The following is a 22784-nucleotide window of genomic DNA, read 5'->3' as shown; positions in this document are numbered from 1 at the left end:
ACTCTGCGAAAATGACGCCCGAATTCACATCGTGGTGCTTTATGTCTTCAGCTTCTTCTCATCTTTCCCTGCGCCTGACGCGTCAGGAACTTGTGTTGATCTTTATTACCATGGTCTGGGGCGGCACCTTTCTGGTGGTGCATCGGGCAATGGCTCACTCCGGCCCATTCTTCTTCGTCGGTCTGCGTTTTGCTACAGCGGCGTTACTGCTGGCTTTTTTCTTTCGCCGTTACCTGAAGCAAACCACCTGGCTGGAGTGCAAGGCGGGGGTGTTGATCGGTGTGGCTATCGCCGGAGGCTATGGCCTGCAAACCTGGGGTATGCAATCCATTTCCAGCAGCCAGTCAGCCTTTCTGACTGCGCTTTACGTGCCAGTGGTACCGCTGTTGCAGTGGCTGTTTTTACGTCGTCCACCCGGATTGATGGCGTGGCTGGGGATTTTGCTGGCGTTTATTGGCTTGTTGCTGGTGGCGGGTCCGCAGGATGGCCGTTTCGCCCTAAACGCCGGTGAAATTGCCACCCTGCTGAGCACCCTGGCGATTGCCGCTGAAATCATTCTGATCAGCCGGTTTGCTGGTCAGGTTGATGTGCGTCGTGTGACGCTGATCCAGCTGGCAGTCGCATCGGCCTGTGCTTTCGTGTTGATGATCCCCAATGGAGAAACGTTACCGACATTCAGCACGCCGCTGGTGCTGAGCGCGCTGGGCCTCGGTGCCGCCAGCGCGCTGATTCAGGTCACCATGAACTGGGCGCAGCGCAGTGTCTCACCGACGCGTGCGACGGTGATCTACGCCGGTGAACCGGTATGGGCAGGGGTCGTGGGACGGCTGGCAGGTGAGCGTTTACCGGCGGCGGCGCTGCTGGGCGGTGCGTTAATTGTCTGCGGGGTGATCGTCAGTGAATTACGTGTCCGGCGCAAAAAAGCGGTGCCTGAGCTGGCACCGCAGGAGATGCAGGAGCCTTAACTGTTTTGGCGTGCCGCCTGGTTTTCACCCAGGCTGGTACCGCGACGGCGCAGAATAGCGTTAAGAATGATGGCACCAAAAGTGGCGGTGCCGATGCCGCCCAGGGTGAAGTTACCTATTTTTAGCGCGAAATCCCCGGCACCCAGAACCAGCGTGGTGGCCACCATAATCAGATTGCTGTTCTGGCTGAAATCGACGTTATTTTGTACCCAGATACGTGCACCTGCCACGGCAATCAGGCCAAACACCACGATCGATGCTCCACCAATCACCGGACTAGGAATGGTATGGATCAGCGCGCCAAATTTGGGTGAGAAGCCCAGCACCAAAGCAATCAACGCCGCCGCGACAAAGGCCAGCGTGGAATAGACTTTTGTTACCGCCATCACGCCAATGTTTTCCGCGTAGGTGGTCACACCGCTGCCGCCGATCGATCCCGATAGCATGGTCGCCAGGCCGTCACCAACAAAAGCTCGCCCCATCCAGGGATCAAGATTACGCCCGGTCATCCCCGCCACGGCTTTGATATGCCCAAGGTTCTCCGCCACCAGAATGATGGCCACCGGTGCGATCATCACGATCGCCTGCATATCAAACACCGGCGTGGTGGTATGCGGCAGGCCAAACCAGGCGGCGTTGGCAACGCCAGTGAAATCGACCGGCTTGCCAAACCCCAGGACATTGGTCAGCAGGGCGTAAATGGCCCAGGCGACAATCAGCCCGACCAGGATCAACAAACGCTGCACCATGCCTCGGGTAAACACCGCCACCAGACCAATACACAGCACTGTCATCACCGCCATCCAGCTGTCGAACATTGACGATGACACACTATGTACCGCAATCGGTGCGAGATTCAGCCCAATTGCCATGACAACCGCACCAGTGACTACCGGTGGCATCAGGCGTTCGATCCAGCCAGTACCCACTTTCATCACCACAAAACCAATCAGCGTGTACAGAGCACCACAGGCGATCACCCCACCCAGCGCCAGCGCCAGGTTGGGGTTGAGTCCCTGACCATTGAAGCCGGTGACGGCGATAATCACACCGACAAAGGCCGCACTGGAACCGAGATAACTGGGCACGCGCCCCCCGGTGACGACAAAGAACAGCAAGGTACCCATCCCGGAAACCAGAATTGCCAGATTTGGGTCCAGCCCCATCAGCAACGGCATCAGCACCGTTGCACCAAACATTGCCACAGCATGCTGCAGGCCCAGAATCACGGTCTGCCCGAGCGGCAGCGTTTCATCCGGTGCAATCAGTCCATTTTCAGTCAAGGCTGACTTTTTCTGCCAGCGGGGAAACCAGGAACTCGCCATCGTCTTCTCCAGAGTGTCTGTGGAACCGGACCGCACAAGGCGGCGTTAGCGGGCTTCCTGCCGTGAAAAGTGATGATATCCGCGGTCAAACCAGGCGAGGCCGTGCGGCTCTTCATTCCGCACCAGCGCCAGCACCTCGCAAAATAAAGTGTCGTGAGTCCCGACGCTGACTACCTGGGTGATTTTGCAATCAAACGACACCAGCGCGCCGTCCAGCAGCGGTGAGCCACTGGTGAGCGTATGCCAGCGGGCGGCGAGAAAGCGCTCGGCCATGGGCGTTTTGCCACCAAACAACGTGGAGAGATCTTCATGCCCGGCGGCCAGAGTGTTCACGCATAAGTAACCGTTGTCGCGAAACACCGGCCATACCGAGGCTGAACGGTTCAGGCACACCAGCAGCGTCGGCGGTGAATCGGTCACGCTGCATACCGCCGAGGCGGTAAAACCGGCACGGCCTGCCGGACCGTCGGTGGTGATGATGTTGACGGCAGCACCCAGACGCGACATCGCATCGCGAAACGTCTGGCGTTCAACGGGCGGTGAGATTTCATGCACACTCATCTTTGGCCTCCTGACAGCGGCTGTCCTCCAGCCATTGCAGCAACAGCGCGTTGAAGTTTTCCGCATCGGTCACGCTCATCGCATGCCCGCCCCAGGTCATTTCGATCAGGCTGGCGTTGGGTAGCGCGGCCGCCAGTTGCGGGGAGCAACTCCACGGCACCAGCAGATCATCCTGGCTGTAGATCGCCAGTACTGGCTGGGTGATACGTGCCGCATAGGGGCGGAAATCGGCACTTTTCAGCGCGTATAAGCGGCGTAACAGGTTTTCCATACCCTGGAAATGCTTCACGTGATGGGCGTCTTCCGCTTCAATCCGCGACTGATGGCGTGCCAGCCATTCAGCAGGATAAAGAAACAGTGGCTGGGCGCGGACAAAAGCCTCAACCCCCACATTGAGCAGCAGATCCTGGCGGACCTGGAAACAACGTCCGGTGTGGGCATCGAGTGACAGCCAGCCATTAATCACCACCACGCGTCCAACACGCTGCGGATAATCGAGCGCCAGTTGCAGGCCAATCAGCCCGCCAAGTGCATGGCCGATCAGGTCAAAGCGCTCGATTCCCTGCTGCTCCAGCGCATCCGCCAGCTCGGCGGCCATCATCGCCATGCTGTAACCTTCAGGCAGCGTATCCGGGCTGCGCCCGGTGCCGCGCTGGTCGTAGGTCACCACGCGATAATGCTGCCCCAGTGCCGCCAGTTGCGGCTGCCAGAAACCGGCAACGCCCCCCAGGCCGGAGGAGAGCACCAGCGTCGGTGCATCCTTCGTCTGTAAACCCTGAATCTCAAGATGCATTACGCCTCCTGTTTGCCGATGTGTGCCACTGTGGCAATCTCGACCAGCGCATCCGGCTTCACCAGCCCGCATTGAATGCAGTAGCGAGCAGGTTTATCTCCAGGGAAGTATTCGGCATACACCTGATTAATGGCGGCGTAGTTACTCCAGTCAGTGAGGAAGATGGAGTTGAAGGTGACGTCATCCATGGTGCCGCCTGCCGTTTCAATCACTTTTTTAATGGTTTCCAGTACGTGGCGGGCTTGTGCTGCGGCATCGCCTACATGCACCACATTATTTTGCGCATCGAATGGCAGGGTACCGGACACGTAGACTACGCCATCGGCGAGGGTACCGGGCACAAAAGGGGCGATAGGTGTGGTGGTGCCGGGCGGAATAATGACACTTTTAGGCATGGCTTGAGCTTCCTTTTCGTTGTTTTTGCAGGTGATAACGGTCGTGATTTCAGTATGTTAGCGTTTCACAGAAGGTGTCGGTGTCGCTGACCCAACCGAAAAACGTTTCGATATTGAAGATTGCTGCTTGTTGCGCAAATGACGGTCCGGCCTGGTAGGTCGCGTCTTCCAGCACCACGCCGAAATATTCCAGAAAGAATCCGTCGCGTAGCGTCGATTCCACGCAGACATTGGTGGCAATGCCGGTGAATATCAGGTGGCGAATACCACGACTGCGCAACATGCTGTCGAGCGGCGTGTTGAAGAAGCCGCTGTAACGGGGTTTGGGCAGGACGATGTCACCCGGCTGAGGCACCAGTTCATCCACCAGAGCATAATCCCAGCCGCCTTTCGCCAGCAGCGTGCCCTGCAGTTCGGGGCGCTTACGCATGGTTTTCAGGGCATTGGATTTATGAAAATTGGGCGATCCGGCATCACCGGCTTCGATGTATTTATCGTCCCAGCCATTCTGGAACCAGATGATTTGGATACCGGCGGCGCGGGCGGCCGTCACGGCCTGGTGAATTTTGGCGATTACCGGTTTGGTGGCAGAGACGTCAAAACCGGCCAAATCGAGATAGCCGCCCTTGGTGGCATAGGCATTTTGCATATCCACCACAATCAGGGCGCTTTGCGCGGGCGGGAAGGCAATGGCTTCCGGGCGTGCGGGCAGGGTGACCTGCGCTAAGGTCGATGTATGGGCGCAAACAACGGCAGTCATCAGGCAACCTCCTTCTGCGATTCAATCAAAGCATGACGGCACTGCATCAGCGGCTGAATATGCTGACCAAAGTCCTCGATCCCCTGCAGGAAATCGTCAAAAGTCAGCAACACGCCCTGCGTACCCTCTACCCCTGCAACGTCATCCAACATTCGTGCCACGTTGGCCCAGGAACCCACCAGCGTACCCATATTGATGTTCACGGCGGAGGTGGGATCGGCCATCTGGCGTACGTTGGTGTCACTACCGGATTTGGTGTCCTGCTGACTTTGGGTCGTCAGCCAGGCGAGTGCCTCTTCATCGGCACCCGCTTTGTAGTGCTCCCATTTGGCGCGTGCGGCTTCATCACTTTCGGCGGCGATGATCATAAACAGCACATAAGAACCGACATCCCGACCCACTTTGTCGGCGGCCTGTTTCATGCGTGCGGCGGTGGGGGCGAAGGCGGTTGGTGTGTTCACGCCTTTGCCAAAGCAGAAGTTGTAATCGGCGTGTTGTGCCGAAAACGCCATACCGGCATCACTTTGCCCGGCGCAGATCACCTTCATCGGCCTTTGCGGCTGGGGGCTGAGGCGGCAATCGTTCATGGTGAAGAATTCACCTTTGAAATCGCTCTGGCCGTTGCCCCACAAATCGCGCAGCACGGTGACGTATTCGGTCAGGTATTGATAGCGGCTGGCGAAGTAGTCATCACCGGGCCATAGTCCCATCTGTTCATATTCCGGCTTTTGCCAGCCGGTCACCAGGTTGACGCCAAAGCGTCCATTGGAGATAGAATCGATGGTGGAGGCCATGCGCGCCACAATCGCGGGTGGCAGCGTCAGCGTGGCGGCGGTGGCATAGATTTCAATGCGCGAGGTAACCGCTGCCAGCCCGGCCATCAGGGTGAATGATTCGAGGTTATGGTCCCAGAATTCGGTTTTCCCGCCGAAGCCACGCAGTTTGATCATCGAAAGTGCGAAGTCGAAGTGGTAATGCTCAGCTTTTTGCACAATCGCTTTGTTCAATTCAAACGTCGGCTTGTACTGTGGAGCATGGGTGGAAATTAACCAGCCATTGTTACCAATCGGGATAAAGACGCCAATTTTCATGTGAAACCTCTCAGCAAATAACGGGTTTGTTTCACGCGCTGCGCTGCGTCCTGCTCGCTCCCTGCCGGCGGCGCTCCGTCACAATTTTGCAAAGCCTGTGCCACATTTTTAAATGTCTTATACAACATGATGTTAAAAAATCGGGATAAGAAAAAACGGAGTAAATGGTCCGTTTTGGACCGGATGGTCAAAATAAGCTGCACATTTTTCATGCGTCAGTGGTCAAAAAAGGTGCAGGGGCGGTATTAGGCAGGAGCGGGGGGCTTTGTTATGATGCGCGTACGCACAATGGATGAGGTAACAGTGTGAAAAGTGATGAAAAAAAGCCAACGCGTCGCTCTCGTGCGGTAGCGGCAAAACGGGCAGCGATTCTGGAAGCGGCGCTGACCTTCTTTTCGCAATTTGGTATTCACGGCACCAGCCTCGATAAAGTGGCGGAGCGCGCCGATGTGTCAAAAACCAATCTGCTTTATTACTACCCCTCGAAAGAGGCACTGTACATTGCAGTGCTGAAAGAGATTCTGGATGTCTGGCTGGCACCGCTGCGCGCACTGCGTCACGATCAGGAGCCGCTGACGGCCATCCGTCGCTATATTCGCCTGAAACTGGAAGTTTCACGTGATCATCCCCAGGCATCGCGTCTGTTCTGCCTTGAGATGCTGCAAGGAGCGCCTTTGCTGAAGGGAGAACTGGCGGGAGACCTTAAAACGCTGGTGGATGAAAAGGCGGCGATCATCGAACAGTGGATCGATGAAGGGCGGCTGGCGGGTGTACGGCCTCAGCATCTGTTTTTCCTGCTGTGGGCCACCACCCAGCATTACGCCGATTTCGCCTCGCAGGTTGAGGCCATTACCGGACAGACGCTGAGCGATCCCGCGTTCTTTGAACAGACGGTAGATAACGTGCAGCGCATGATTATTGAAGGGATTCGCGTACGTTAATCCCTCGCTGGCACAGGAGTTTGCATGGATTCGCTTTCACAACTGGCATTAGGTGCATCGGTAAGCGTGGCGGTGATGGGCCGGCGCGTGCCGGTGTGGCAGTCAGCGCTGGTCGGTGCGGTGATCGGTACCTTACCCGATCTGGATGTATTTATTGATCACGGCGACGCCATTCGCAATATGACGCTGCATCGCAGCGAAAGCCATGCGTTGCTGTGGCTTACCCTGGTCTCTCCGTTGCTGAGTTGGCTGGTGGCGGGTTTACTCCGTCAGCGCCAGCATTGGGTTGCCTGGTGGCTGGCTATCTGGCTGGCGCTGATCACCCATCCGTTACTTGATTTGATGACGGTCTATGGGACGCAGCTCGGTCTGCCGTTGACGGATTGCCCCTATGCTGTCGGAAGTATGTACATCATCGACCCGTTGTATACGTTGCCGTTGCTGGTTGCGCTGGGTGTGGCACTGGGGCGGCGCGACAGGATCGGCTTGCGCTGGAATCAGGTCGGGCTGGTGGTAAGCACCCTGTATCTTGGCTGGAGTATGGTGGCGCAAAGTATGGCAACGCAGCATATTGGCCAGCAGCTGGCTCAACAGAGAATGCAACCTGAGCGACTGCTGGTGACGCCTACCGCGTTTAACACCCTGGTATGGCGTACGGTGATCATGACACCGGAACGTTATGGTGAAGCCTACTGGTCGCTGCTGTCACCGAATCGTCCGCTAGAGATTCACTGGTATGATCGCCAGCCAGCTTTGTTCACACCTTTTAAAGGTCAATGGCTGGCCGAACGCGTCGCCTGGTTCAGTCATGGTTTTTATGCCATGCGCCAGCAGGGGAGCGATACACTGATTACCGATCTGCGTATGGGCGAGGAGCCGAATTACACCTTTACCTTTAATCTCGGTGCGCCAGATGCACCGGATGCCGCCCCCACACGGGAACCGTCGTTACGGCCTACGCTGGCAGAAGCGTGGAGAAAATTGCGCGAAAGGATATAAAAAATAAGGCCCGCTAGCGGGCCTTATACTTTTAGAGCGATCAGGCTTTACGTCGACGCAGCAGCCAGCCCATAGTCAAAATCATAAACCACAGCGGTGTGACCATCAGGGCATGGCGGGTGTCATCCTGCAGGGTCAACAGCACCAGGACAAAGGCGAAAAACGCCATACATACCCAGCACATAAATTTACCCAGAGGCATCTTAAACGTTGACTCCGCATGACGCTGAGGATGCTGTTTACGGTAGGCCAGATAGCTGCACAGGATGATGGTCCAGACGAACATAAACAGAATCGCTGATACTGTAGTGACCAGCGTGAATACGGTCATCACATCCGGGATCAGATAAATCAACGCCACACCGCCAAGCAGGCACAGGCAGGAGAAAAACAGACCGGTGGTCGGTACGGCACGGGCCGACAGTCGGCCAAACGCCTTGTGTGCCACTCCTTGTTCTGCCAGACCAAACAGCATGCGGCTGGTGGAGAAAATGCCGCTGTTGGCAGAGGACGCTGCGGAGGTGAGCACCACAAAGTTGACGATGCTGGCGGCAGCAGGCAGGCCGATCATCACAAACATCTCAACAAAGGGACTGCGGTCGGCCAGCACCTGGTTCCACGGGGTCACCGCCATAATCACCATCAGCGCCAGTACATAAAACATAATGACACGCAACGGGATGGCGTTGATGGCACGCGGTAGCACTTTGTGCGGGTCGTGAGTTTCTGCGGCGGCAGTTCCCACCAGTTCAATTCCCACAAAGGCAAACACCGCAATCTGGAAACCGGCAAAAAAGCCGCTCAATCCTTTCGGGAACATACCGCCATGGTCCCAGATATTGCTCAGCGAAGCTGTACCGCCACCCGGTGAAGGGTAGTGCATCGTCACGAGTACGACGCCGGTAATAATCAGCGCGACGATAGCGACAATTTTGATAATCGCGAACCAGAACTCCATTTCGCCGAACATCTTCACGGTGGCGATATTCAGCGTCAGGAACACTACGACACACAGCAGGGCGCTCATCCAGATGGAGAAGTCCGGGAGCCAGAGCTGGAAGTAAGCACTTATCGCCACCACATCGGCGATGCCCGTCACGACCCAGCAGAACCAATAGGTCCAGCCAGTGAAATAACCGGCCCAGGGGCCAAGAAGGTCAGCGGCGAAATCGCTGAAGGATTTATATTCCAGATTGGAGAGCAGTAACTCCCCCATGGCTCGCATCACGAAAAACAGCATAAAACCGATGATCATATAAACAAAGATGATCGACGGTCCGGCCAGACTGATGGTTTTGCCGGATCCCATAAACAGCCCGGTGCCGATAGCACCCCCAATGGCGATAAGCTGGATATGGCGGTTGTGGAGATTGCGCCGGAGTTTTTCCGGTTGCTCCGTTGTGAGGAGTGCCTCTTTGGATTGATCAACCATAACGATTTCTTTCCTGTTTCGATGTTGTGTCAGCTCTGCTGGCTGTTAATTAACCTGCTGTTGTACAGGGCAAGTGGCATAAGATAGTGGAATAGCGCTAGCTCTCGGTAATTGTTTTTTAACATCTGCGACCTTTTGCATGCTTTGCGCTGTCAGTAAATATTTACATGGCGCAATCTTTCACCATTGCGGGTGAAAATTAAGCAATTTCAGCAGGAAGGGCGCTTAAGCGGTAATGGGGTAAAGGTGATCAGGGGATGAAGATTGCGGTTAGCCCTGGTCCTGATGGCACCGCCGCACATGCCAGCCATTTTCATTTCGGCATGTGCGTTAGCGGCCAGGGGCGCTGAGATTATACTGCTGGATTGAGTCCGCGTTTGATGAGGAAATGGTTAGCGGGCCAGGAGAAGAGAAAACCTATTATCATCGCGAGTTGAAGCATGAACCAGAATCCGACCAGCAGTGGGTTGATTTGCTGATTTAACACGAATTTTAGGGCCAGCCCCATAAAGAGAAAGATTCCTGCCTGATAAATCAGCAGCGGAAAAATTTCAGTTTTTAGCGCTAATAATAACGCGCTGCCGAATGAACGTTTTTCACGTTGGCGAATTGCCAGAAACTGGAAAAATAACCCCATTAATAACGAAATAGAAACGCAAATAATTGCCTCGATCCATAATGTCGGATTAATCGCAAATTGGTTTAGTAGGGTGATTATCGGGAGTGTCATTATGTCGCCAAATATACAGGCAGCGGCGGATAATGAAGTGGAAATAAAAATGGTTTGCCAGCCAGCGTTACGATGTAATTTTTGCGGAACCAGCAGGGCAAGTTTTACCTGACGTGAGGGTTTTCTCCCCAGATACCACCAGGCCAGCCAGCCAATGAATGGCATATATAGCCCGGTTAATGGCCAGATAATATTCATCACCGCGACCGGATGAGGGTGACGGAAGAGGTCTTTTAAAATCATCAGGGCGGTACAGCCACCCAGAACAAGGAAGGGTAATGCCAACTGGTTCAACATAGTCAGTCCCGCTTAGCTTCTCGAATACGCGCGACAATGCGGTCAGCCCGGCTGCGGCATTGTCTTCCCCTGCAAATCACCGTTGCGTGTTACGCCGCTCACTGCTAAGAGTAGCTGGAAACCTGCCTGACGGGAATCACTGCGAGGGGTGAAAAAGTGAACGGATAGCAGAAATAAATGAGATAAAGAATAAGGTGAGGCGGAAATGTGGCATAAATTAACCTGGAAGGAGAGGTTAAAACACTGTAAAGAATAGATTTCATTTAATGATGATGCTGAATACTTATCAAACTATTGAAAATTTTCAATGGTCAGAGAGATTGAAACGACATAAGAAAAATCCTATTCTAATCGTCAGCATCAGTGAAAATTGTGATGTTGTTAACAAAGACGATATGCCCAATCCATTCCATTACGGTAACGCATTGACAACCGGATGTTTATGATTGTGCTCTGACGGCTGGAACTCTTTTCCATCAATATTTTTTCTCTAACTAATTTAATTTTTGTGTTAATCAGTTCGAATAACAAGGTGCAAGAGCGTTAAACCGCGCTGAGGCAATAATGACGACCAATAATTATTTCGTCTGGCGAGGCGAGACCGAAATTCAATTTCAGGCTGTTACCGCAGTGATGCAATTGAAATCGCTCATACAAAAACACGTAGAAACACTGGGATTTGATTACTTTGCCTTTTTGATCCAGCATCCGGTGCCTTTCACCCGACCGAGGATCTTTTTGTTTAGCACTTATCCTGAAAACTGGGTCAGCCGGTATGAAAGTGAGAACTATTATGCGGTCGATCCGGTGCTGTTACTTTGTCAACGACCGGGCCACGGGGTGGAGTGGACGCATGACCTGTTTACCGGGGCCGGCAACTTATGGGCTGAAGCTAATGCTTATGGCCTGATGAGTGGTTTTTCCTGCTCCGCAATGGCATCAAATCGTGCCATTGGTATATTATCTATTGCGTCTAAGCAACAGAGTAAGACCCGACACTTACGCGTTGAGCTGGAGGTAAAACTTCACTTCCTGGCGGAACTGAGTCTGCGCGCGCTGGGGCGTCTCAATGATAGCTCGATGGCGGTTTTATCTAATGATTTTAGTCAGCGCGAGCTGGAAATTCTGAAATGGACGGCGGAAGGAAAAACCTCAGCGGAAATTTCGCTTATTTTAGCGATTTCTGAACACACGGTGAATTTTCACCAAAAAAATATGCAAAAGCGCTTTAATGTTTCCAATAAAACGCAAATTGCCTGTTATGCCGCAGCAATTGGTCTGATTTAGCGAAAAGGCAACTACTAACTTTAGTAGTTCCCAGCCCGAAGCCAGTTGTCTACCCTGCGCCGGAACTTTGCCAGGCTGGCGCATAGAAATCATTGCAAACATGGGGATGTCAGGGGCGCATGATGAAAATAATTCAAACCCAGTTAAAGGATATGCCGTCCTCACTGCTGGCGGAATTGGGGACGTATCGCTACAGCGTGTTTGCGCGTGGTGAGGGATGGTCCATTCCACCTCGATTAAGCACCCCGGGTCAGGAGTATGACCGTTTCGATCGTTCGGATGTGACCTGGATGATTGCCTGGGATCCTCGGCGCGGGATTTGCGGCTGTTCCCGTCTGATGCCATGGCAGGAACCCGAAGTCACCGAAGGTCTGGTGCTTCCTTTCAGCCATGAAAAGGTGTGGGAAATGTCACGCTTTTCTGCCCGACTGGAAGTGGATGCGGAGCTACCGCTCAACATTCTGTGGCACTCGGTGCAGCTGGCAGAATTAAGTAATATGGAGTTTTTGATCAGCTCCGCTACGCCGATGCTGGAAAAGATGTTTGAACAGCATCAGGTGATTTATGAACCGTTGTCGCCAGGATTGATTCAGTCTGAGGATAACCTGTTCGCCATTCGCATTCCTGTGCACCAACCGGCCCTGGCTGATAAATACCGCGGTACGCGGCGGTTTAGCCCGGAAGAAGTCTTGCCGACGTTGGGTGTTTCCGTTAACTGGCAATCACACAGCTGATGTCCCCGCGCGTGCGGCGCGGGGCAGGCCGCTTACTGACGGTAGGCGGTTTTGATTTGGCGAATGGTGTTGCTGAATACTTCCGCCTGCGGTTTTTCCCCTAACGTTTGCACATAGCGTTCCATGTTGATGATCACTTTCCCGGCATCCGCCTGACCCATGCCTTTCAGAATCAGTGTGACCATCATTTTCAGGCAGGCAACTTCATCTGCCAGCTTCTGCGTTTCCTGCGAGGTTACAAAGTCTTCATCACTCATAATCGACTCCCTGGTTGTGTTACATGATCCAGGCACATTCTTCCTGTGCGCAAAAAACAGAGTATATCATATGGTTGTCAGAGCAATTTATTCGCGCTGAAATCAGAAATTCATGCTAAAAACGAAATGAGAAATTGCTGTATTTATCGTCAATAAAAAATGACGGAAAGCATTATTTATTTTGCGTGTCATGAGCATAAAGCGAAGCATGTTATAAATTATAACTTAATGATATTGGTGGCTATTTTACTTTTTTATTCTCGCGTGTTATTGCCGGATACTAAAAATGAGTGGTCCATAACCTCTATTTGATTTGTATCATTTGAAGCGGGATTTATCTGCGGCGGGCGATGTTCTTTCCCCGGAAAACCCGGTAAGATAAGCCTCCTGAAAATATATTCCCCATCACTAACCTGCGGAGTACGTCCCGTTGATCAGCTTGCTTCTTGTTGATGACCATGAACTGGTACGCGCCGGCATTCGTCGCATACTGGAAGATATGAAGGGACTGGTAATTGCCGGGGAAGTGGCCTGTGGTGAGGATGCGGTGAAATGGTGCCGTAACAACCCGGTGGACGTCGTGCTGATGGACATGAACATGCCCGGCATTGGCGGTCTTGAAGCAACGCGCAAAATCGTGCGTTACAACCCGGATATTCGCATCATCATGCTGACTATTCATACCGAAAACCCACTGCCAGCCAAAGTCATGCAGGCAGGCGCCTCGGGTTATCTCAGCAAAGGTGCCGCGCCGCAGGAAGTGGTAAGCGCTATCCGTTCGGTACACGCCGGACAACGCTATATTGCATCTGATATTGCGCAACAGATGGCACTGAGCCAGATTGAGCCGCAGAAAGCCGAATCCCCCTTTAGCTGTTTGTCGGAAAGGGAATTGCAGATTATGCTGATGATCACCCGAGGGCAGAAGGTGACGGAAATTTCCGAGCAGCTTAGTCTTAGCCCGAAAACCGTTAACAGCTACCGCTATCGTATGTTCAGCAAGCTGAACATCAGTGGCGATGTGGAGTTAACGCATCTGGCCATTCGACATGGCCTGTATAATGCGGAGCCGTTAATCAGTAGTGAGTGACGTTTTCAATTCCAAAGCCTTTCTCAGCACCGTGACCAGTCAGCCCGGCGTCTACCGTATGTATGACGCGACAGGCACGGTGATCTATGTTGGCAAAGCCAAAGACCTCAAAAAACGCCTCAGCAGCTATTTCCGTTCCCAGGTGGGTAGCCGTAAGACCGAAGCGCTGGTCAGCAATATCCAGCAAATCGATGTCACGGTCACGCATACCGAAACCGAAGCGTTGCTGCTGGAGCATAACTACATCAAGCTGTATCAGCCGCGCTATAACGTGCTGCTGCGTGATGACAAATCTTATCCTTACATCTTTCTCAGCGCAGATACCCATCCGCGGCTGGCGATGCACCGTGGGGCCAAACATGCCAAAGGCGAATATTTTGGCCCGTTTCCGAACGGTTATGCAGTACGTGAAACTCTGGCGCTGCTGCAGAAAGTGTTCCCGATTCGTCAGTGCGAAAACAGCGTTTATCGCAATCGTTCACGGCCATGTCTGCAATATCAGATTGGTCGTTGCCTCGGCCCCTGTGTAGCGGGTCTGGTCACTGAAGAAGAGTATGCGCAGCAAACCGACTATGTGCGGCTCTTTCTGGCGGGTAAGGATGACCAGGTGCTGAATCAACTGGTCAAAAGAATGGAAGCCGCCAGCCAGGATCTACGTTTTGAAGAAGCCGCTCGATTGCGTGACCAAATTCTGGCGGTGCGTCGCATTACCGAGAAGCAGTTTGTCTCCAATCAGGGTGATGATCTGGATGTGATGGGCGTCGCCTACGATGCCGGCATGGCATGTCTGCATGTTTTGTTTATTCGTCAGGGGAAAGTACTGGGTAGCCGCAGTTATTTCCCGAAGGTGCCGGCGGATACTGAACTGGCGGAGGTGGTACAAACCTTCCTCGGCCAATTTTATTTGCAGGGCAGTGAGGCGCGTACTTTACCCACCGATATCCTGCTGGATTTCAGCCTGCCGGAACGCGAGTTGCTGGCTGAATCGCTCAGCGAGCTGGCCGGGCGGAAGGTGAATATCCAGAGCAAACCGCGAGGCGATCGAGCCCGATACCTCAAGCTGGCACGAACCAATGCCGCTACCGCGTTGACCACGCGGCTGTCACAGCATTCCACGATACAGCAGCGATTAGCTGCACTGGCGACGTTCCTCGAACTGGACCAGATCAATCGTATGGAGTGTTTTGATATCAGCCACACCATGGGTGAACAGACCATTGCTTCCTGCGTGGTATTTGATCGCAATGGCCCGCTGCGTAGTGATTACCGCCGCTACAATATCGAGGGCATTACCCCCGGTGATGATTATGCAGCGATGAATCAGGTATTACGGCGTCGTTACGGTAAAGCGCTGGAAGAAGATAAAATCCCTGACGTCATCCTGATTGATGGCGGTAAAGGTCAGCTGGCGCAGGCTAAACAGGTGTTTGCCGAACTGGATGTGCCATGGGACAAAGACCGTCCTGTTTTACTCGGGGTGGCGAAGGGGAGCGATCGTAAAGCGGGTCTTGAGACGCTGTTTTTCGAAGCGGAAGGTGAGGGCATCTCACTGCCGCCGGACTCGCCAGCACTGCACGTCATTCAGCATATTCGTGATGACTCTCACAATCATGCGATCTCAGGCCACCGGAAAAAAAGGGCCAAAGTTAAGAACACCAGTGCACTGGAAAGTATCGAAGGTGTCGGGCCGAAACGCCGTCAACAGCTGCTGAAGTACATGGGTGGCCTGCAACCGTTGATGAATGCCAGTGTGGAGGAGATAGCGAAGGTTCCGGGCATTTCCTTCGCGCTGGCAGAAAAAATCTTCTATTCACTGAAACACTAGCATTGAAACAGGGGGGGCAATGTAGGAACATACGTTAAATTCTACCCATACCAGACAGTTACTGGCATATGCAATTTAACATTCCTACATGTCTTACTTTGTTTCGGGTCGTGCTGATTCCTTTCTTTGTGCTGGCTTTCTACCTGCCATTTCACTGGGCACCTTTTGTTACGGCGTTCATTTTTGTGGTTGCAGCAGTAACTGACTGGTTCGATGGCTTTCTTGCGCGTCGCTGGAAACAAACCACGCGTTTTGGTGCGTTCCTTGATCCGGTAGCCGATAAGGTGATGGTGGCGATAGCGCTGGTGCTGGTGGCGGAGTATTTCCACGCCTGGTGGATTACACTGCCCGCTGCCACGATGATCGCCCGTGAGATCATTATCTCTGCGCTGCGTGAATGGATGGCGGAAATAGGTAAGCGCAGCAGTGTGGCCGTCTCCTGGATTGGTAAAGTGAAAACCACAGCGCAAATGCTATCGCTGGTGGCGCTGTTATGGCGTCCTGATGCCACGGTGATTGGCGTGGGTGTGGTCGCTTTATATATCGCGGCAGTGCTGACGTTCTGGTCAATGTTCCAGTATTTGAACGCAGCGCGGGGTGATTTGTTCGAACGGTGATCGATGCGATTTAAAAAGCAGCAAACGGACGCACTGTGAGGATAATTTTATTGACTCATTGCGCCAGTTCAGTAGAATGCATCGCATCGAACGGCAGCGTATCTGCCAAAAGATAAATAAAATCAGCAAGTTCGATGATAATGCGGGAATAGCTCAGTTGGTAGAGCACGACCTTGCCAAGGTCGGGGTCGCGAGTTCGAGTCTCGTTTCCCGCTCCAGATTTAGCACTCTGTTCGTAACGGAATGCACATCAGATTGAAAGGCGCGTTGGCAGAGTGGCCATGCAGCGGATTGCAAATCCGTCCACCTCGGTTCGACTCCGGGACGCGCCTCCACTTTACACCCTGCCCGGGTGGTGAAATCGGTAGACACAAGGGATTTAAAATCCCTCGATCGTAAGGTCGTGCGGGTTCAAGTCCCGCCCCGGGCACCATATTGAATACCGATTCAAACCGAATAAAATCAAAGCAATAAGCAGTGATGTCGTGACCGCCCAAGGGCGGTTTTTTTGTTTCGGATTTCCTGATATTCGCTGTTCTTTTTCTGACTACCCACCGCAGCGACTACTGCAATTTTGCAGATGATGAAAAAACCCACTTCGCGGGATCAGGATTGGGGGGAAAGCGCAGGAATGATATGCTGCAGATCACGTTCATTAGCGCGTAATTGCGCTTTCGCTGGGCCTATCGGGGTCACTCTCTTCGACGATCACGTTTGTCTAATGACCTGACTTCGCAAAATAGCTCATCTATCAACCCCCCCTCCCCGTAACTGACATCTACAAATAACCAGGAAAATGCCTAATGATTTATCAGCCAAATACGAGGGGGGGTACCCTGGCCTTTTTGCGGAATATGCGGCAACAATATTGTTACACATTACGACAACACGATGACGTGTCACACATCGCACTGTTTCAAACCAGTGATATGAGTGCTGGTATTGCTGGGAAACATGATTGACCGCTATGTGCAACTTTTGCCAGGGGAACTCAATGATTATTTCTCAGGAGAAAATGATCGTCCTGCACCGCATGCAAAAGGGAACGAAGTTCCTGTTACGCGGTGATAAAGCAATGGGGTATGAAGTCAGGCACGATATCCGAAGCCATAAACACAGGGAGGTTAATTGTCGCAGTCTGGCTCCCCTGATACGGGATGGGCTGGTGGAATTTGTTTTTTATCCAACCGATATTACGCGTTATTACGAGGTAAGACTGACGGAAGAAGGCCGGAGGTTAGTCAGCGAAGAAATCAATTATCGTTGTGGCTAACGAGGCCGTGGGAAACGTCAGTATTGCCAGAAAGGCCGCACAATGGCGGCCTGTGATTAGCTTTTTAGCGACTGATCGTAAATATCAATGGCTGCAGTAATAATTGCACCCTGAGAAATCCCTTTCAGATTCGCGAGCGATTCTATCCGCGCGATGGTACTCAAAGGGAGCTTATAGGTTTTAGGTTTAATACCGCGTTTTTCGTCGCTGCGTTTTTGAATGTCACTGGCTGATTGAATCATGGTTCAACCCTTTATCTTCGAAATAGAAATTACTGAAACTGACCTTCTCGCCCTGAGCGCCCACTAAGGCCGGGCGGCATTGGCTCAAAGAGTAAACAGAATGATCAAACTAAGTTTAGTTCAATCCCCCTCATTAACTATTGTTTAGATAAGCTTTTTCCATTCCTGAACCTCTGTATAACATTTTTGGATCCAATGGATGTCAGCCTGGTTCACTTTCGCTACCAGGAACGAAAAGCTGGCATTCCCCCTTTTACAATTCAGTTTCTTCCGCCCTTATTTGCGCGCAAGCCAAACCATTCAAAGGTCATACTGGCTGTAGTTACCAGCTTAACGTTAGCGCTGTAAGCATCATGCCGGGCATTTACCGCCGCGATATGGTTGTTGTAGCAATCATTTTCCGCTGTTAGCACATCAAGTAACGTGCGTTTTCCCAAGCGTAACCATTGCTCGTAGTAAATTTTGCTGACCATATCGGTTTCCTGACTGAGCTTTTGGTATTCGCGACTTTGTATCTCCGCAGCATCCCGGCTTTGGCTGAGATTGTGGATTTGATATTCCATATCCATATGCGTTTGGGTGAACTGCGATTGTCTGGCCGACGCCCGCGCCGATGCTGCCTGGATGGCGGCTTTTTCCGTTCCGCCGGTGAAGGCATTCCATTGGATATTCAGCCCGGTGTACCACTGGCCAGGGTTGCCATAACTGTCTTTGGCCGTGCTTTTAGCAATCACCCAATTAAGCTGTGGCAGCGTACTGGCCTCCGCAGCCGCCACATCATGCGCGGCGGATTCAGCTTCTGCCTGTGCTTTTAACCATGTTGGGTGCTTTTCCACCCGACTGATCACCAGTGAAGTGGGGATGGGTTGCATTGTCCAGTCGAAATTATCCGGTAGACTGACTTGTTCTCCGGTAAGACGGAACAGCGTGATTTCCACCTGTTTGCGCTGGTCAGTGACCCGCTGCAAGCTTGCTTCTGCCGCTAAAAGCTTTGCTCTTGCCTGTACTAACTCACTGTGCCTTCCTGCATCGGTTTGGGTAATTTCAACCAGCATATTGACCAGGGTGCGCATGCGTTTCACATAAGCTTGCGTAATCTTCTGATTTTGCTGGTTGCGGCTTAATTCGATCAGTTGACTCAGCGTGCTGTAAGCAATCTGTTGTTGCTGATAATCATATTGGTACGTTGCCGCATTTGCCTGCTGTGTGGCGCTGCCAATATTTTCGCGATTCTTCCCCCAGTCAAACAACGTGGTGGTGACATTCAGTGAGAGGCTGCTGTCATCCAGACGATTATTCCCTGTGTGGCTGCCACTGCCAAAAGAGGCCATTGGTGCCGTCGTGCCGAGCTGAATCTGGGGCCAGCGCGCACCTTTCACCCGGTCGATATCGAAATCGGCGGCTTGTTTGTCAGCGCCAGCAACCCGGATTTCAGGGCTGAAATCCATCGCCTGATTGACCGTCTTCGCCAGCCAGAAGCGGGTGGCATTGCTCATCATCGTGTCGTGCGTCACGGGAGGGGTAACGGGGGCGGTCATACCCGCACGGCTGAGGGTCAGCATCAATAGCGTAATCATTGCCTTGTGCATGTTTTTATCTCTCCCTGAACGCTTCGCGCGCTTTCAAAACCGGTTTAAGCAGATAAGACAGGATGGTTTTTTCACCTGTTTTGATCTCAACGCTGGCGGTCATCCCCGGAATAATGGGGAAACTTTTATCTTTGACGTGTAAATTCGTGCCGTGGGTGCGGATATAGACACGGTAATAGGTTGCATCCTCACGCCCGGAACGCGCTTTGGTTTCATCAATAATGGTATCGGGGCTGATGCTCTCGATGACGCCGTCAAGTCCGCCATAAATGGCGAAATCATAGGCGGAGATTTTTACCGTAGCGGGCAGGTCAGGGCGCAAGAAGGCGACTTCGGTGGGTTTGATGCGGGTCTCCAGTAGCAAATTATCTTCTGACGGGATAAGAGACATAATCTGTTCGCCGCGCGAGATAACGCCATCAATGGTCGTGGCTTTGATACTGTTGATCGTCCCTCTGACCGGGGCGGTAATCAGAGCATGCTTAATCACATCCTTGCGTCCAATCAGCCGCGCCTCGACCTGGGCCAGATCGGACTCCATCCGGGTCAACTCGCTGTTGGCGTCGGAATGGTACTTATTGGTGCGGTCGGCTATTTGTAGCCGGAGATCGTTTGCCTGCCGCCGCAGGCGGAGGATCTCCATATCTGATATCAATCCGCGTTTCGCCAGCGGTTCTGACAAATTTACCTCTTCTTCCGCCAGCCTCAGGTTATGTGAAAGGGAGCTGATGCTCTCCTCCAGCAATTTTCGGCGGGTCTGATAAGCCTGAGTTTCATCCTGAATCAGGGTGTGAAATTCATTTATTCCCTCGGGAAAAGTTAACGGTAAATCATAGGCTTCCGCCCTGGCGCGGGCGATTGCCGCTTTCAGGCTGTGTGATTTGGACAACTCTTCCTGATAATTGGCCTCTGAGCGTGTCGAATCCAGCTTGAGCAGAGGCTGACCTTTTTCCACCAGGTCGCCTTCTTTCACAAACAGCGCTTCCAGCGTGCCATCCTCAAAACTTTCAATGATCTGTTCATGGCTGGCGGGGATCACTTTGGCCTCACCTTTGGTCACTTCTTCAACCACGGCGAAATGCGCCCAGACCAGCGCTGTGACGACCACGAATAACAGCAGCCATAAAACCAGCATGCTCTTGGGAGTTTTCTGCAGAATAATGGCGCTTTGCAAATCGTCCAGAAACGGCATATCAGCCGGTTGAAGAGGCGTTTTGTTACGCATGGGTCGCCCCCTTGCACCCGGCTTTGGCCGGTAGTGACGATTGAGAAAGTCTGGCCAGAATGGGTGCCTTGGGGCCGTCAGCCAGAACTTTTCCATCTTCCAGCACAATGATGCGTTCAACCAGACTTAGCACCGCCGCGCGGTGGGTCACAATCACCAGGGTTTTCTGCTGGATTACCTGTTTCAATTGCGCAATAAACTGCGCTTCCGACGTGCTATCCATTGAGCTGGTGGGTTCATCCATCAGTAAAATCGTGGGATTAAGCAGTAAACAGCGGGCGAGAGAAACCAGTTGCTTTTGCCCGCCTGACAATCCTTGCCCCATTTCACCAACCGGCATGTCGTACCCGGAAGGGTGACGGCGGGCGATAGCATCAATGCCCGTTAATGTCGCCACCTGCAAAAAGTGTTCAGTGCTGACGGCAGGATTTCCCATAATGATGTTTTGCCGTAACGTTCCCTGAAACAGGCGATTGTCCTGACAAACATAGCCACAGGCGGAACGCCAGTCGGCGGGATCGATTTGATTGACGTCGAGCGCAGCCATCGTCATTTGCCCCTGGGTGGGCAAATAGAGGCGGGCGAGAATTTTCAATAGCGTCGATTTGCCACTCCCGATACTGCCTAAAATGGCGACGCGTTCACCCGGTCGAATGTTGATATTTAACGGATGCAGAATGGGTTGAGGATCATGCAGACCGGTTTTGGGATAATGAAAACCGACGTGGCGTAGTGCAATTTCCCCTTTGAGCGGCGGTGACGGTAAAAAGTGCGTCTGTTTATCGCGCTCTGTCGGCATCGCCATCAGTCGATTCAGGGAATGTAAGGCTGTTTTTGCCTGCTGGAAGCGAATGGCTAGGCCAACCACGGCAGCCAACGGTGATAACGAACGCCCTGAGAGGATCACCATCCCGACCAGTGCCCCCATGGTCATTTCCCCGGCATGAATCAGATACACGCCCCACAGCACGATCAGAATGGTACAGACCTGCTGCACGTAGCTGACAAAATTACTGGTCAGATTCGATAGATAGCGGGTTTTCATGGACGATGCCGCCGCCAGCGCGCTGAAATCATTCCAGCGTTTTTGCATCACCCACTCACCCTTCACCGCTTTAAGGGTTTCCAGCCCGACGATGGTTTCGATGACCAATCCCTGTTTCTGCGAAATCTCACTGATGTTCTCTTGCATATACCGTGACAGCGGCCACTGGATCGCGACGCCGGCAATGATAATCACCGGTATTGCCAGCAACGGAATCATTGCCAGCGGCCCTCCGATGGCGAACATGATGCTGAGGAACAGCAGACAAAAGGGGAGATCGGAAAGTGTCGCCAGCGTGGCCGAAGAGAGAAAATCCCTGACTGATTCAAATTCCCGTAGCTGATTGGCAAATGAACCGGCTGAGCGCGGTTTGCACTCCATGCGTATCGCCAGCGTTTTGCGAAACAGCAGTGATCCCACCAGCAGGTCGGCTTTTTTTCCGGCGGAATCGACCAGCCAGGTTCTTATCTGTTTCGCAATAAATTCAAAGGTAATAGCAATCAGCACACCGATTGCCAGTGACCAGAGCGTGGCATAAGCCCCGGTTGGCACCACCCGGTCATAGACGTTCATGGTGAAAAATGTGGTCGATAACGTCAGCACATTGGCAAGTAGCGCAGCCAGTGCTGCACTGTAGAAATACTGGCGAAAGCGCCAGAGGTTGGAAAAGAGCCAATGTCCAGAACGATCGCTATCAGGCAAAATATCCTGGTCGCCACGGGCGGCGGGCTGAACCTTTAACTTTGTCAGCAAAGCAAAACCTGCGGCTTCATTAGCCAATGTCTCTGGTGAAACATGGCGCAAGGTGCCATCGATGGGTGTCAGCAGACTGTATTGTTCCTGATGCTTTTCCAGCAGGACTACGTATTCACCGCTTGCCATGGCGAGGATCACCGGGTAAAGCGATTCAGATAGCGTCAGAATATCTCTCTCCACCCATCCCGCCTGAATCCCGGTCTGTTCCAGCATCAGCATCGCAATATCGGGAGCCAGGCGTTCACTCCGGGGAAGACCTGCATAGAGCACATCTTCGCTGGCGGTTTTTCCATGGTGTCTGACCAGCCAGCGGATGGCACAAAGTAAGGTATCTTGCGCCTGATGTGCAGAAGATGACGGGTTACAATTTTCTTTCATAATGACGTTTTCTATTCCTGGGTAATGGTAATGTCATCCGCCTTTATTTTTTCTTTTCTTTATGTTTTTATTTTTTAAGTTGTACTGGCACGGGATGAAAAGATTGGCGGGGGATAATAATAGGGAGTCTGGCTTTATTCCTGTGATTAATTAGTGATATCTGATTTCAAGTCTGAC

General features: G+C 52.7%; 22 protein-coding genes and 3 tRNA genes. 12 read left to right on the top strand and 13 right to left on the bottom strand.

The genetic code is table 11. The features are described from left to right. Nucleotides 1-41 precede the first annotated feature (41 nt). Complete coding sequence (locus PW844_RS01490; protein WP_299445976.1) at nucleotides 42-965, top strand: DMT family transporter; 924 nt, start codon at nucleotides 42-44, stop codon at nucleotides 963-965. Here PW844_RS01490 and rutG read toward each other — a convergent pair. Genes rutG through rutA form a run of 6 tightly spaced genes read right to left on the bottom strand, consistent with a single transcriptional unit; the run spans nucleotide 962 to nucleotide 5890 of the window. Next, nucleotides 962-2290, bottom strand: a complete 1329-nt coding sequence (gene rutG / locus PW844_RS01485) for a pyrimidine utilization transport protein G (RefSeq protein WP_299445973.1) — start codon at nucleotides 2288-2290, stop codon at nucleotides 962-964. The two genes, PW844_RS01490 and rutG, sit on opposite strands and share 4 nt — an antisense overlap. Nucleotides 2291-2335: 45 nt before the next feature. Further along, nucleotides 2336-2851 carry an NADH-dependent FMN reductase RutF gene (rutF, locus tag PW844_RS01480; protein ID WP_299445970.1) on the bottom strand — a complete coding sequence of 172 codons (516 nt, stop codon included), beginning with the start codon at nucleotides 2849-2851 and terminating at the stop codon, nucleotides 2336-2338. Next, entirely contained in the window at nucleotides 2838-3644 is an 807-nt protein-coding gene (rutD, locus tag PW844_RS01475) for a pyrimidine utilization protein D (RefSeq protein ID WP_299445967.1), read from the bottom strand. The genes rutF and rutD overlap by 14 nt, the downstream gene beginning before the upstream one ends. Beyond that, complete coding sequence (rutC, locus tag PW844_RS01470) at nucleotides 3644-4039, bottom strand: pyrimidine utilization protein C (protein ID WP_013508575.1); 396 nt, start codon at nucleotides 4037-4039, stop codon at nucleotides 3644-3646. The genes rutD and rutC overlap by 1 nt, the downstream gene beginning before the upstream one ends. Nucleotides 4040-4088: 49 nt before the next feature. Beyond that, nucleotides 4089-4799, bottom strand: a complete 711-nt coding sequence (gene rutB / locus PW844_RS01465) for a pyrimidine utilization protein B (protein WP_299445959.1) — start codon at nucleotides 4797-4799, stop codon at nucleotides 4089-4091. Then, nucleotides 4799-5890, bottom strand: coding sequence for a pyrimidine utilization protein A (gene rutA, locus PW844_RS01460; protein ID WP_299445956.1), 1092 nt, complete (start codon nucleotides 5888-5890; stop codon nucleotides 4799-4801). The genes rutB and rutA overlap by 1 nt, the downstream gene beginning before the upstream one ends. 305 nt (nucleotides 5891-6195) lie before the next feature. Here rutA and rutR point away from each other — a divergent pair, with 305 nt between their 5' ends. Together rutR and PW844_RS01450 are read left to right on the top strand one after the other, a co-directional pair. Continuing rightward, nucleotides 6196-6831 (top strand): HTH-type transcriptional regulator RutR, encoded by a 636-nt coding sequence (gene rutR / locus PW844_RS01455; RefSeq protein ID WP_299445954.1) that lies wholly within the window; start codon nucleotides 6196-6198, stop codon nucleotides 6829-6831. Between the two features lie 24 nt (nucleotides 6832-6855). Then, the gene (locus PW844_RS01450) at nucleotides 6856-7830 is read left to right on the top strand and encodes a metal-dependent hydrolase (protein WP_299445952.1); all 975 of its coding nucleotides are present in this window, start codon (nucleotides 6856-6858) and stop codon (nucleotides 7828-7830) included. A gap of 40 nt (nucleotides 7831-7870) precedes the next feature. Here PW844_RS01450 and cycA read toward each other — a convergent pair whose 3' ends face one another. Continuing rightward, the gene (gene cycA, locus PW844_RS01445) at nucleotides 7871-9262 is read right to left on the bottom strand and encodes a D-serine/D-alanine/glycine transporter (RefSeq protein ID WP_299445949.1); all 1392 of its coding nucleotides are present in this window, start codon (nucleotides 9260-9262) and stop codon (nucleotides 7871-7873) included. A 352-nt stretch (nucleotides 9263-9614) separates the two neighbouring features. Next, nucleotides 9615-10289, bottom strand: a complete 675-nt coding sequence (locus PW844_RS01440) for a DUF4396 domain-containing protein (RefSeq protein ID WP_299445946.1) — start codon at nucleotides 10287-10289, stop codon at nucleotides 9615-9617. A gap of 564 nt (nucleotides 10290-10853) precedes the next feature. Here PW844_RS01440 and sdiA point away from each other — a divergent pair. Then, a complete protein-coding gene (gene sdiA, locus PW844_RS01435; RefSeq protein WP_299445943.1) occupies nucleotides 10854-11576 on the top strand; it encodes a transcriptional regulator SdiA in 723 nt (240 codons plus the stop codon). A gap of 122 nt (nucleotides 11577-11698) precedes the next feature. Then, entirely contained in the window at nucleotides 11699-12310 is a 612-nt protein-coding gene (locus tag PW844_RS01430; protein ID WP_299446770.1) for an acyl-homoserine-lactone synthase, read from the top strand. A gap of 32 nt (nucleotides 12311-12342) precedes the next feature. Here PW844_RS01430 and PW844_RS01425 read toward each other — a convergent pair whose 3' ends face one another. Further along, nucleotides 12343-12567 carry a DUF2594 family protein gene (locus PW844_RS01425; RefSeq protein WP_084873768.1) on the bottom strand — a complete coding sequence of 75 codons (225 nt, stop codon included), beginning with the start codon at nucleotides 12565-12567 and terminating at the stop codon, nucleotides 12343-12345. A 430-nt stretch (nucleotides 12568-12997) separates the two neighbouring features. Between PW844_RS01425 and uvrY the strand changes: the two genes are divergently transcribed. The 7 genes from uvrY to PW844_RS01390 all read left to right on the top strand — a co-directional run bounded on the left by uvrY (nucleotide 12998) and on the right by PW844_RS01390 (nucleotide 17372). Beyond that, nucleotides 12998-13657, top strand: a complete 660-nt coding sequence (gene uvrY, locus PW844_RS01420; protein WP_299445933.1) for a UvrY/SirA/GacA family response regulator transcription factor — start codon at nucleotides 12998-13000, stop codon at nucleotides 13655-13657. Continuing rightward, nucleotides 13650-15482 (top strand): excinuclease ABC subunit UvrC, encoded by a 1833-nt coding sequence (gene uvrC / locus PW844_RS01415; protein ID WP_299445930.1) that lies wholly within the window; start codon nucleotides 13650-13652, stop codon nucleotides 15480-15482. Before uvrY ends, uvrC begins: the two co-directional genes overlap by 8 nt. A 68-nt stretch (nucleotides 15483-15550) precedes the next feature. After that, entirely contained in the window at nucleotides 15551-16099 is a 549-nt protein-coding gene (pgsA, locus tag PW844_RS01410; protein ID WP_084873771.1) for a CDP-diacylglycerol--glycerol-3-phosphate 3-phosphatidyltransferase, read from the top strand. Nucleotides 16100-16241: 142 nt separating this feature from the next. Continuing rightward, nucleotides 16242-16317: transfer RNA gene (locus PW844_RS01405), tRNA-Gly, on the top strand. 43 nt (nucleotides 16318-16360) lie between these two features. Beyond that, nucleotides 16361-16434, top strand: a tRNA-Cys gene (locus PW844_RS01400). 11 nt (nucleotides 16435-16445) lie between these two features. Next, a tRNA-Leu gene (locus tag PW844_RS01395) sits at nucleotides 16446-16532 on the top strand. A gap of 561 nt (nucleotides 16533-17093) precedes the next feature. Continuing rightward, on the top strand, nucleotides 17094-17372 hold the full coding sequence (locus PW844_RS01390; RefSeq protein ID WP_299445925.1) for a hypothetical protein: 279 nt from the start codon (nucleotides 17094-17096) through the stop codon (nucleotides 17370-17372). 56 nt (nucleotides 17373-17428) lie between these two features. On the opposite strand, the gene PW844_RS01385 is transcribed toward PW844_RS01390, so the two are convergent. From PW844_RS01385 to PW844_RS01370, 4 genes are all read right to left on the bottom strand, one after another. Then, the gene (locus tag PW844_RS01385; RefSeq protein ID WP_084873822.1) at nucleotides 17429-17614 is read right to left on the bottom strand and encodes a ribbon-helix-helix protein, CopG family; all 186 of its coding nucleotides are present in this window, start codon (nucleotides 17612-17614) and stop codon (nucleotides 17429-17431) included. A 260-nt stretch (nucleotides 17615-17874) separates the two neighbouring features. Continuing rightward, on the bottom strand, nucleotides 17875-19203 hold the full coding sequence (locus PW844_RS01380) for a TolC family protein (protein ID WP_299445919.1): 1329 nt from the start codon (nucleotides 19201-19203) through the stop codon (nucleotides 17875-17877). 4 nt (nucleotides 19204-19207) lie between these two features. Then, complete coding sequence (locus PW844_RS01375; RefSeq protein ID WP_299445916.1) at nucleotides 19208-20428, bottom strand: HlyD family efflux transporter periplasmic adaptor subunit; 1221 nt, start codon at nucleotides 20426-20428, stop codon at nucleotides 19208-19210. Then, a complete protein-coding gene (locus PW844_RS01370; RefSeq protein WP_299445913.1) occupies nucleotides 20421-22607 on the bottom strand; it encodes a type I secretion system permease/ATPase in 2187 nt (728 codons plus the stop codon). Before PW844_RS01370 ends, PW844_RS01375 begins: the two co-directional genes overlap by 8 nt. Nucleotides 22608-22784 lie beyond the last annotated feature (177 nt).

The sequence above is a fragment of the Pantoea sp. genome (assembly GCF_028283705.1).
Lineage (GTDB): Bacteria > Pseudomonadota > Gammaproteobacteria > Enterobacterales > Enterobacteriaceae > Pantoea.
This window is presented reverse-complemented; position numbering and strand designations above follow the sequence as displayed.